Origin of the sequence: Streptomyces sp. SID11385 (assembly GCF_010548245.1) — a bacterium.
GTDB lineage: Bacteria > Actinomycetota > Actinomycetes > Streptomycetales > Streptomycetaceae > Streptomyces.
The window spans coordinates 1-218 of sequence record NZ_JAAGLR010000617.1 but is presented as its reverse complement, the minus strand read 5'-3'; the positions used below and the strand labels follow the sequence as shown (position 1 = coordinate 218).

At 65.1% G+C, this 218-nt stretch carries 1 protein-coding gene; it reads left to right on the top strand.

All coding sequences use genetic code 11. The features are described from left to right. Positions 1 to 218: hypothetical protein (locus G3I42_RS18635; RefSeq protein ID WP_164287398.1), on the top strand; the 218-nt coding region annotated here is incomplete at both ends.

Here is a 218-nt window from a genome sequence, read left to right as displayed (position 1 = left end):
GCCGGCCTGAAGGACGACGACAACATGGCGAACTCGACCGTTCCGTCGTTCTCCATCGGTACGTCCTCGCCGAGCGTGATCCGGATGGCGGGCGCGTACGCCACGTTCGCGGCCAGTGGCCAGCAGCGCGAGCCGTTCTCGGTCACCCAGGTGAAGAAGCTCGGCAAGGTGATGTACCAGCACGAGACGGTGACCAAGCGGGCCTTCGACAACGACGT